A 10,652-nucleotide genomic window follows, 5' to 3' on the forward strand; every position below is an offset into this window, starting at 1 on the left:
CAAGGTGTTTTCCGGCAGCACGCAGAATGTGGTGGTGGACCCATCCGGCCTGATCCGCATTACCGGCACGCCATCGGCACCATTGCAACTGCAGGTGGACGCCCCGCCCAAGGCGGTGATCGAGCTGCCCTACAATGTGCCCATCCCCATCTCGGTGACGCTGGATGGCCATGTGGTGACCTTTCGCTCGATCAGCAAGGACGAAACCGGCCGTCTGATCGTGCGCAGCGCCCTGTTCGGCTCGCGCCTAGCCTATTTCAGCGGGCGTTTCCAGATCGATGCCTTGAAGGTCGATACCATCTTCCCGGTAAACGACGACGACAAGCCGGCCCTGTTGCGTACTACCACGCCCGGCTCGTCCTTCGTCTACAGCCGTAACGATGGTTTCCGCCGCTACTTCCTTGGCGCCGGCAAGGCGCAGCTGGAATCCAATAGCGGCGATGTGAAGGTGCCACTGTTCGGTGGCGAAACGGTGATTGTCGCGCCCGATGGCAATATCGACAGCATCCTGGTCGGCTCGCCCGATGCCACGCAAGGCGTGCCGGGCGACCCATTGGCGATCAACAATCTCGACAGCAATACCGTGGTGCCCAAGCTCAGCGGCACCCTGCCCCGCCTTGGCGACAGCAAGGGCCTTCTGGATGTGGTGAAGACCGGCCTGGATGCGCGCTTCTCCACAACCGGCAGCATCAGCTACGACGACAGCACCGGCGTGGTGTCGTATACCGCTGGCGGCAAGACACGCCGCTTTCTGCCGGTCGGCCAGCCGTCGATTCCATTCGGCAATTTTCCCCGCGCTGACAGCGGCAGCTGCACCAGCAGTTCGGGCAGCCAAACATCCGGCTCCTTCTGCCTGGCAGCCAGTGGCATCAACCAGACCATGTCCACCTCGCTGGCCTACTTTGCCGACCTCGACAGTGCCGTGAAGGCGCTGGATGCCAAGGGCAAGGTGGTGCTGCAAAGCAATGGCGTGATCAAGGTGACGCTGGCCGGCAGCGACTACTACACCAGCGCGGGCGGCGCGGTGACAGCCGGAACCGCCAGCAATGCCACGCCCACCTTCCTGACCGATATCAGTGGCTATATCGGCTTCAAGGACCGGACCGCATCGACACAAATCCTCTACCCGGTGTTTGCCGACGACGATACCGTCTCCAGTGTGGTGCAATCGGTCGATGCCGCCGGCACTTACACCAACAATGGCGACGGCAGCGCGCAAGCCACCATTTCCGGCCAGAAGCTGACCCTTACCCCGGTGTACAACCTGATCAGCGCGCCGGCGGCCCACGCCAATGATCTGTACTGGCAAGACGGCGCCAACTTCTATATCCGCTATTCGGACGACACCGCGCAGCAGTTCTCGATCAAGTGACGCTGCCTAGCAAGCGACGAATCGACGGAGCGACTTGAGCCACGATGGCGACGTCGATCATTGCCACACTGTCGATCTGCGGCGCAAGAGCCCTGCGTTTTCCTGGCTCGACATTATCGCGGGCATGGTCGGCGCCAAGTCACTGATGATTCAGTGGTCATCGCCAACATGCCCAAGTTGCCGCAAGGCCACGCGCAGCCACGATGAATCGCCCTGCAGCCGCGTCCGGGCCTACAATGGCCCACTCCCGCTCCACCTCGCACTAGCCATCTATGAATGCTCCCCAGCCCATCTCCGAACTGCGCCGCCAGCTGCAAACCGCCCGCGCGGCGCTGCATGATGGCTATCACGATCCGGAACAGGCGTTGCAACTCTTGGAACAGGAGGCCAGCCTGGTCGATGCCTTCCTGGCCGAGCGCTGGGCCAACCTCACCGTGGACCCGCGTACCGCACTGATTGCGGTGGGCGGCTATGGCCGGGGCCAGCTGTTTCCGGGGTCCGATATCGACCTGTTGATCCTGCTGCCGGAGGAGCGGCCTGCCACCACCCTGGCCGCCATCGAACAGTTTGTCGGCATGCTGTGGGACCTTGGCCTGGAAGTGGGCCATAGCGTGCGCAGCCAGTCCGACTGCCTGGAAGAGGCGGCACGCGATATCACGGTGCAGACCACCCTGCTGGAAACCCGTTTGCTGGCTGGCAGCAGTGCTGCCTTTGCCGCGCTGAACCAGGCCATGCAGCAGGCACTGGACCCGCGCGCATTTTTCGAGGCCAAGCTCCTCGAGCAGCAGCAACGCCATGAGCGCCACCAAGGCTCGGTCAACAAGCTAGAACCCAATGTCAAGGAAGCGCCGGGCGGGCTGCGCGATCTGCATCTGATCCTGTGGCTGGCGCGTGCCTGCAAGGCGGGCCACGACTGGGACAGCCTGCATCGCGCCGGCATGCTGACCGGCCAGGAATTGCGCAAGCTCAAGCGCGCCGAGAAGATGCTGTGCTCGTTCCGCATTGCGCTGCATCTCACCGCCGGGCGGCGCGAAGACCGTATCCTGTTCGATTACCAGAACGCGCTGGCGCAGCGCTTTGGCTATAGCGAAACCAGCGCCAGCCGTGCCAGCGAACAATTGATGGCGGTGTACTACCTGTCGGCACGCATCGTCGCCCAGTTGCAACCCTTGCTGGTACAGGCCTTCCGGCGCAAGCTGTATGGCAAGAAGCAGCTAGATATCCGCCAGCTCAATGAGCGCTTTGTCGCGCGCGGTCCCTTGCTGGAAATTGCCGAGCCCGATGTGTACGAGGCGCAACCCTCAGCCATCCTCGAAACGTTTTTGCTGCTGCAGCAGCATAGCGAGCTGACCGGCATTGGCGCCGACACCCTGCGCGCACTGTGGCATGCGCGCCCGCGCATCAATGCCGCCTTCCGGCGCGATCCGGTCAACCAGGCGCTGTTCATGCAGATCGTCCGCCAACCCTGGGGCACCACCCGGGTGATGCGGCGCATGAATCAATACGGCGTGCTTGGCCGCTATATCCCGGCCTTTGGCAAGATCGTCGGTCGCATGCAGCACGACCTGTTCCATGTGTACACGGTGGACGAACATATCCTGATGGTGCTGCGCAATCTGCGCCGCTTTGCCACGCCGGCCTTTAACCATGAATACCCGTTCTGCTCACAGCTGATCGAAACGTTCGAGCGCAGTGAGGTGCTGTATCTGGCGGCACTATTCCACGATATCGGCAAGGGCCGAGGCGGCGACCATTCGCAACTGGGTAAAGTCGATGCCCGCGACTTCTGCGTGACCCACGGTCTGGCCAAGGACGACACCGAGCTGGTGGCCTGGCTGGTGGAGCACCATCTGACCATGTCCCATGTCGCGCAAAAGCAGGATGTGTACGACCCGGACACGGTGGCCGCCTTTGCCCAGCTGGTGCGCGATCAGCGCCACCTGACGGCGCTTTATCTGCTGACGGTAGCCGATATCCGCGGTACCAGTCCCAAGGTGTGGAATGCCTGGAAGGCCAAGCTGCTGGAAGACCTGTTCCATGCCACCCGCCGCTATCTGGCCGGTGAAACGCTCAATACCATGGATGCATTGGGCTTGCGGCGCGAAGAGGCCATGACGCTGATGCGCCGTTATGGCCTGCGCGATGACGCCCACCTTGGCCTATGGAAAACGCTCGATGCGGTGTACTTCCTGCGCCATGACGCCTCCGAGATCGCCTGGCATGCGCGTATCCTGCATAGCCGCTACCAGGAACAGGACATCAAGGTGCGGGCCCGGCTATCAGACTCCGGCGAGGGCTTGCAGGTGCTGGTGTACTGCGCGGACCGGCCCGACCTGTTTGCCCGCATCTGCGCATTTTTCGAGCGGGCCGGCTACAGCATTTTCGATGCCAAGATCTACACCACCTTGCAGGGCTATGCGCTCGACAGCTTCTATGTTTACAACGCCGATGAGCGCGATACCGAGTATCGCGACCTGATCGGCTATATCGAATACGAGCTGGCACAGCAGCTGGCCAGCGATGCGCCACTGCCGCCACCACTGTCCGGCCGGCTGAGCCGGGCACTGCGCCACTTCCGCCTGCCGCCACAGGTCTTGATCCGGCCGGACGACAAGCAAAAACTGCATATCCTGTCCCTGGTGGCCGGCGACAGGCCGGGCCTGCTGTCGCGGATTGCCCGGGTTTTATCAGCCCATGGCGTAGCCATACATTCAGCCAAGATCATGACCTTGGGCGAGCGCGCCGAAGACACTTTCACCATTTCAGGTGCGGCGCTGAGCGAGCCCAAATCGCTGGTACGGCTCGAAGCCGATCTATTGGAGACGCTGCGAATCTAAAGCGGCGTAGCCGGCCTATGCCTCGCCCAGCAGGCTGACCGCAGCAAAGGTGGCGATACCGATGGCGACGGCCACCAGCAGCAAGACGATCAGCAGACGGCCAAGGCGCGGATAGTCGTCGGTATCGGCCTGCTGATAACGTTCGGGGTCGGACATTGGCGGCATTTCTTGGTCTGGATAAGTGTCACGAACAGGAAGTTGCGAGCTCAAACAACAAAACGGCCCGAAACGGGCCGTTTTGCTGAACGCAATGCCGATCAAGCCGGTTGCAGGGTTTGCAGCAGCTGGGCAAATACACGCGGCGTACCCGCGACCACATTGCCACTTTCCATAAAGCCAGCCTCGCCGCGCAGATCGGTAATCAGGCCGCCCGCTTCCAGCACCAGGAGGCTGCCGGCGGCGATATCCCACGGCGCCAGGCCCAGCTCGAAAAAGCCGTCAAACCGGCCGCAGGCGATATAGGCCAGATCCAGCGCGGCAGCGCCAGGGCGACGCACGCCGGCGCTCTTTTGCACCACGCTCTTGAGCATGTCGAGGTATTGGTCCAGCTTGTCGAAATTGCTGTAGGGGAAGCCGGTACAGATCAGGCCATCGACCATTTCGCGGGTTTTCGACACGCGAATGCGTCGCTCATTAAGGAAGGCACCGGCGCCGCGACTGGCAGTGAACAGATCATTGCGGCAAGGATCGTATACCACCGCCTGCTGGATCTGGCCACGATGCTCCAGCGCGATGGAAATGCAATATTGCGGAAAGCCATGCAGGAAATTGGTGGTGCCATCAAGCGGATCGATGATCCAGGTGTAGTCGCCATTACCTTTGGCGCCGCCCTCTTCCGCTAGAATCGCGTGGCTGGGGTAGGCTTCCAGCAAGGTCTGCACGATGGCCGCTTCGGCGGCGCGATCCACCTCGGTGACAAAGCTGTTATGGTCCTTGCGCTCGACGCGCAACACATCGAGATTATTCGATGCGCGCTGGATCACACTGGCGGCACGGCGGGCCGCCTTGACGGCGGTATTGAGCATCGGGTGCATGGCATTTCCTCGGCAACATTTCGGCTTCCCACCGGACAACAATAGTCGAACCAGCCAAGGCGCGTTGGCAGGCACACGATGCGGCAGGAAGCAAAGATCAATGAAAACGGCGCCGAATGGTTCGACGCCGTTGATTTTCAGGGCATTTTACGCGAAATCGCTTTATGACGAAACTTCAATTCGAGCTGCTCGACCGTATTCGCGTCGTGCTATCGCACACCTCCCACCCCGGCAATATCGGCTCGGTAGCACGCGCCATGAAAACCATGGGATTGCGCCGCCTCTATCTGGTCAACCCCAAGCACTTTCCGCACGACGAGGCGGTAGCGCTGGCTTCGCGCGCCGACGACATTCTCGAGCAAGCCGTCGTGGTCAGCAGCCTGGAAGAGGCGCTGGCCGGCTGCACGCAAACGGTGGCAACCTGCCCGCGCGTGCATGAACTGAGCGTGCCGCGCCACAATCCGCGCCAGATTGCACCCATCCTGCTGGAGCGCGCTGCCGCCGGCGAAGAAGTAGCGCTGGTGTTCGGCACCGAAATGTCCGGCCTCAGCAATGAGGAAGTGCGCATGTGCAACCGGCTGGTGACCATTCCCACCAATCCGGACTACTCCTCGTTGAACCTGGCGCAGGCGGTGCAGATTCTTGCCTATGAATTGCGCTGCGTGATCGACGACGATATCAGCCATCTTGAGGAAACGCCGCAACTGGCCAGCCACGACGATATCGAGCGCTTTTACGCCCACCTGCAGCAAACCCTGATCGACCTGAGCTTTCTCAACCCCGACAACCCGAAACGCCTGATGCCGCGCCTGCGCCGCATGTTCGGCCGTATCCAGCTGGAAAAGCTGGAGGTGGATATTCTGCGCGGCATGCTGCGCGCTGCCCAGGAAGGCGCCGCGCCGAAGCAATGAAACCCGGCCCACGAAGGCGCGGGGCCCAATCGAAAAAAAGCCCGCGCCGGCATGGCGCGGGGTCCAATCGAAAAAAGCCCGCGCCCGGCGGGCGCAGGCAAAGCCAACAATCAGATTGCGATTACTTGACCGACACCGCAGCCCACGCCGCCAGCACCGTGTTGTACTGGCTGGAGGTCTTGCCATACAGATCGCTGGCGGCATTGAGGGTAGCCGTACGGGCGCCGCTGTAGTTGGTGTTGGAGGTCATATAAGTGGTAAGCGCGCGGTACCAGATCTTGCTGGCTGCCGTGCGGCCGATACCGCTGATGGCGGTATTGCCGTTGCACACCAGCGAGGCCGGGGTCAGATTGAAGCTGGTGCCGCTGCCAAAACCGGCCGGCACCACCGCCCCTTCCGCCAAGAGGTAGTAGAAATGGTTGGCCACCCCGGATGAATAGTGCACATTCAGATTGCCGATGGTGCTGGTGTAGCAATCCGGGCTGCGGCCATCGAGGCTGGGCTTGAACATATAGCGCAGCGCCTTGGTGCCACTGGGGTTGGACAGGTAGATGCGCTCGCCAATCAGGTAGTTGCCCGGCTCTTTGGGGTTGTTGGCATAGAACTCCACCATGGTGCCCATGATGTCCGAGGTGCCTTCATTGAGGCCGCCCGATTCGCCCGAGTAAGTCAGATTGGCGGTGCGGCTGGTGACGCCATGGCTCATTTCATGGCCGGCGACATCGATATTGACCAAGGGGCCGTAGGTCACGCCATCGCCATCGCCATAGGTCATGCAAAAGCAGCTATCGCTCCAGAAGGCGTTGACATACTTCGAACCGTAGTGCGCACGCGAATAGCCACCCTTGCCATCATTGGCAATGCCGTTGCGGCCATGCACGTTCTTGTAGTAATCCCAGGTCAGATTCTGGCCGTACTGGACATCGGCACCGGCTGACTGGACATTGCTATTGCTGCCATTGCCCCAGATATTGTCCGAGTCGGTAAACAAGCTGCCGTTGCCGCTGGTCTTGTTGGCCATATTGTTCACATAGTGATTGCCGCGACCCGGATCGCGCAATGCATAGCCGCCTGCCTGGCTATCGGTGGTCAGGGTAATCGCGCCACCATAAATCGTGTTGCCGGTGCCCTGCGAGGCGGCGGTCTCGATATCGTCCCAGCGATCCAGCAGCTGCGCAGTATTGGCGTCGATGATGAAGTGCGACTCGCTCGGTGTGCCATCGTACAGATCGCCAGTCACCTTCACGTCGTAGGCCATTTGCGGCTTGTCGCTGCGGGCATAGACCACCAGCTCGGCCTTGGACTGGCCATTGCGGGCGCCACGAAACTGCATTTCGGCAAGGCCGACCGCCATGAATTCATCGAGCCAGGCGCGCGTATCAAGCTGCATGCCGGTTTGCTGGGTCAGGGAATGCGCCATCAGCTGTTTGCCCTGGTCCTTCATATGCACCACGACATCACCACCGATAACGCGCAGACCCTTGTATTGCCGGTCAAAGCGCACATGCTCGCTGCCGTCGGCATCGAGCACCACATCGCGGGCGGTCCATTGCTCGCCACCGGCCGCCAGCGCCGAGACACCATTGCCCTGCAGCAGGGTCAAGGCGCGCTGCACCGCCGGGTGATCGGTATTGGCGGCGACTGCACTTGCATTGATGCCAAACACGGTTGCGACCACAACTGCCAAAGTTGCTTGCTTGAACTTCATGCTTCGTAACTCCCTTGTGGAAAGAATCAAAGCGCAACGGGTGGGCGGTTGGACTACGCGCGGCAGGTCTTGCCGATCGTTACCCGCCCATCACACGCCGGCCGTCGTCGATGACGACGCCTTTATCGTGTAACCAGCAGGCGGGCAGAAACAAGGAGAACCAACAAGAAAATAAAGGGAAAACCCTTATAACAACTGCTATGTTTTTACTAGGGATTTCCCCTACACGCAGCACCAGCGCGGCCGGCAAGAAATTTAGGAATTCCTAATCAACTGAAATTTTTCAATAGTGAGAATTTACTGATTTGTTGCGAATTACTTACAGTTCTGAGCGGACAGCGCGCAGTGCCGCAACCGCCCCAGGAAAAACGCGGCGGCGCAGCAAAGCAGCCGAGCCCACGCCCCATGCCATCAATCCACACCGATTCCGACCCGCCATGCAGATCTTTGCCCTGCCCAGCCAGCCTGCCCCCATTCCCCGCGGCGTACCGCTACTGCCGTATGAAGCCCCGCAACTCGGCCGCAATATCTGGCTGAATGAGGCCATCCTGCCCGATCCGCAACAAGTGGCTGAGCGCTGCCTGGCGCAGCAGAATTGGCTTTATGGTTTTCCGCAGCGGCAGGAGCGCTGGCCGGGCATGCGCTTTCACGGGGCGCTGGAGCCCGCCGAGCTCGCCAGCGTCGAAGCCTGGGTGAAAGAAGTCACCGGCGCCCGGCGCTTGTGGGTAGCGCAGGCGCCCGATGGCGCACAACTGGATTTCAACGTCGCCCAGTTGGTCGGCCAGCACGAGAGTGGCCCGAGGCCGCATACCGATAGCCTGGCGCTGTGCCGCTATGCAGCGGTGATCTATCTGAACCGCCATGCCGACCCCGATGCCGGAACCAGCTTCTACCGCTTGCGCTATCCCAATGGCGCCATTGGCGGCAATCTATGCCGCGCGCCGCATCGCAATCTGGCAGAGGCACTCGGCGTGCGTGGCCTGCCCTTGCAGGCCTGGCATGAGGAAGCACGCGTAGCCAATCGCTTCAATCGCATGGTGCTGTATCAGGCGAATCGGGTACACAGCGCCACTCGCTATTTCGGTAGCGAGCTGCGTGACAAGCGGCTGACGGCGGTGTTTTTCTGGATGGCCCAATAGCCTTGCCCGGCGCGCAGGCGCACGGCGTCAACCGCCCGGCCGCACCTCGTACACCACCCGATAGCGACCGGCCGCCAGCATATCGTCGGCACTGCTGCCATAGCCGATCAGGAAACGCGTACCGACCAGCAGGCTCAGATCAGTACTGCTGAGAATATCGACCAGCAAGCTGCTGTCATTGCTGATGCTGACACCGGACAGGTATTCGCTGATCGGCCCGCCAATATAGGGCTGCCAGCCAGCGAGGCGGGTTTTCAGGAAAATCGCCGCCGGCAGGCTTTGGCGCAGGCCGTCCGGCACGATGGCGCCGACATAGACATTGCTGCTACCAGCCACCCGCGTCGCCAGTGCTGGTGAAGGCGCCAACTGCGCCGGCGCTGCGGCAATACTGGCGCTGAGGCCGACACTGGTCAGGCCACCGCGTTTGTCGGCCAGCACCATCAAGGGCGGCACCCATTCGAGTGCGATGGACTTGGACAGCGCTGGCTGCAGATCGAGAAAGCCGCGCACCGCGCCATTGACCACCAAGGGGTAGCGCGCATCGCTGGCGGCAATACCATTGCCCAATTGCCCGGAGCGATTGTCACCCCACATCAGCACGCTGCCATCGGCGCGCAATGCCGCCGTGGTGGCCGAGCCGGCCGAGATGGCGACAAAGCCGCTGCCGATTTTGCGCGGTGTCAGCAGCGGGTCATCGGTCTGGCCGGCCAGCGCGCCCCACTCATTGCTACCCCATCCCCACAGATTGCCCTCGGCATCAAGCGCCAGGCTGTGTACATTGCCTGCAGCAATGGCGGTATAGCGGCCACTGATCTGCACCGGGCTGGCGCGCGCGGTGGTGCTGCCATCGCCAAGCTGCCCGGCCCAATTGCTTCCCCAAGCCCACAGGCTGCCATCAGCCTTCAGGGCCAGGCTGTGCTCGAACCCGGCCGCAACCTTCACGAATGCGCCACCCACGCTCTGGAAGGCATTGCGGCTGGTCTGGCTGCCATCGCCCAGCTGCCCATTGCTGTTGGAGCCGCTGGCCAGCAGCGTGCCATCGGCCCGCAGTGCCAGGGTATGGGCGCTACCCGCCGCCATCGCGCTGATATTGTTCAGCAGCAGCTGCGGCGTTGCGGTGCCAGCCGGAAAACTGCCGCCCAGCTGGCCGCTATAGTTGTCGCCCCAGCCCCACAGGCTGCCATCCTGCTTCAGACCCAGGCTGAAATAGGCGCCAGCAGCAATGGCGCGATAGCCGCCACCAACCCGATTAGGCAAGGTGCGGCCGGTGCTGTAGCCACTGCCATCTCCCAGCTGGCCGGCATTGTTCTGCCCCCAGGCATACAGGCTGCCATCTCGCTTGAGCGCCAGGGCATGCCCATAGCCACCGACCACATCGGCGTAGTCGCTGCCGACCAGCACCGGCGCATGGCGTTGCGCCGCTGCCCCATCGCCCAGCTGCCCGCTACGATTGTCGCCCCAGGCCATCAGCACGCCATCGGCGCTCAGCGCCAAGGCATGGTAGCCACGCGCGGCAATGGCGACATAGCCATCGCCCACCTTCAGCGGCTCGGCACGGCTGAGCGTATCGCCGCTGCCCAGCTGGCCGTATTCATTGCTACCCCAGGCCCACAGGCTGCCATCCTCGCGTAGCGCCAAGGTGGAATAGGTG

Annotated in this window: 8 protein-coding genes; 4 read left to right on the forward strand and 4 right to left on the reverse strand. The window is 62.0% G+C overall.

Going from position 1 to position 10,652, the window contains the following annotated elements:
* Together ACE3OH_RS07625 and ACE3OH_RS07630 are read left to right on the forward strand one after the other, a co-directional pair.
* The coding region (locus ACE3OH_RS07625; protein ID WP_374350348.1) for a hypothetical protein at positions 1-1,372 on the forward strand (1,372 nt) is incomplete at its 5' end.
* 272 nt (positions 1,373-1,644) lie between these two features.
* Positions 1,645-4,209, forward strand: coding sequence for a [protein-PII] uridylyltransferase (locus tag ACE3OH_RS07630; protein WP_374350350.1), 2,565 nt, complete (start codon positions 1,645-1,647; stop codon positions 4,207-4,209).
* Positions 4,210-4,224: 15 nt separating this feature from the next.
* Here ACE3OH_RS07630 and ACE3OH_RS07635 read toward each other — a convergent pair whose 3' ends face one another.
* Both ACE3OH_RS07635 and ACE3OH_RS07640 read right to left on the reverse strand, forming a co-directional pair.
* On the reverse strand, positions 4,225-4,365 hold the full coding sequence (locus tag ACE3OH_RS07635; RefSeq protein ID WP_374350352.1) for a hypothetical protein: 141 nt from the start codon (positions 4,363-4,365) through the stop codon (positions 4,225-4,227).
* A gap of 101 nt (positions 4,366-4,466) precedes the next feature.
* Positions 4,467-5,243, reverse strand: coding sequence for an inositol monophosphatase family protein (locus tag ACE3OH_RS07640; protein ID WP_374350354.1), 777 nt, complete (start codon positions 5,241-5,243; stop codon positions 4,467-4,469).
* A gap of 164 nt (positions 5,244-5,407) precedes the next feature.
* Between ACE3OH_RS07640 and ACE3OH_RS07645 the strand changes: the two genes are divergently transcribed.
* Positions 5,408-6,154, forward strand: coding sequence for an RNA methyltransferase (locus ACE3OH_RS07645; protein WP_374350356.1), 747 nt, complete (start codon positions 5,408-5,410; stop codon positions 6,152-6,154).
* Between the two features lie 121 nt (positions 6,155-6,275).
* Here ACE3OH_RS07645 and ACE3OH_RS07650 read toward each other — a convergent pair whose 3' ends face one another.
* A complete protein-coding gene (locus ACE3OH_RS07650; protein ID WP_374350359.1) occupies positions 6,276-7,862 on the reverse strand; it encodes a M4 family metallopeptidase in 1,587 nt (528 codons plus the stop codon).
* Between the two features lie 437 nt (positions 7,863-8,299).
* Between ACE3OH_RS07650 and ACE3OH_RS07655 the strand changes: the two genes are divergently transcribed.
* The gene (locus tag ACE3OH_RS07655; protein WP_374350362.1) at positions 8,300-9,001 is read left to right on the forward strand and encodes a DUF6445 family protein; all 702 of its coding nucleotides are present in this window, start codon (positions 8,300-8,302) and stop codon (positions 8,999-9,001) included.
* Positions 9,002-9,028: 27 nt separating this feature from the next.
* Here ACE3OH_RS07655 and ACE3OH_RS07660 read toward each other — a convergent pair.
* The coding region (locus ACE3OH_RS07660) for a hypothetical protein (protein WP_374350365.1) at positions 9,029-10,652 on the reverse strand (1,624 nt) is incomplete at its 5' end.

Origin of the sequence: Chitinimonas sp. (genome assembly GCF_041904975.1) — a bacterium.
Lineage (GTDB): Bacteria > Pseudomonadota > Gammaproteobacteria > Burkholderiales > Chitinimonadaceae > Chitinimonas.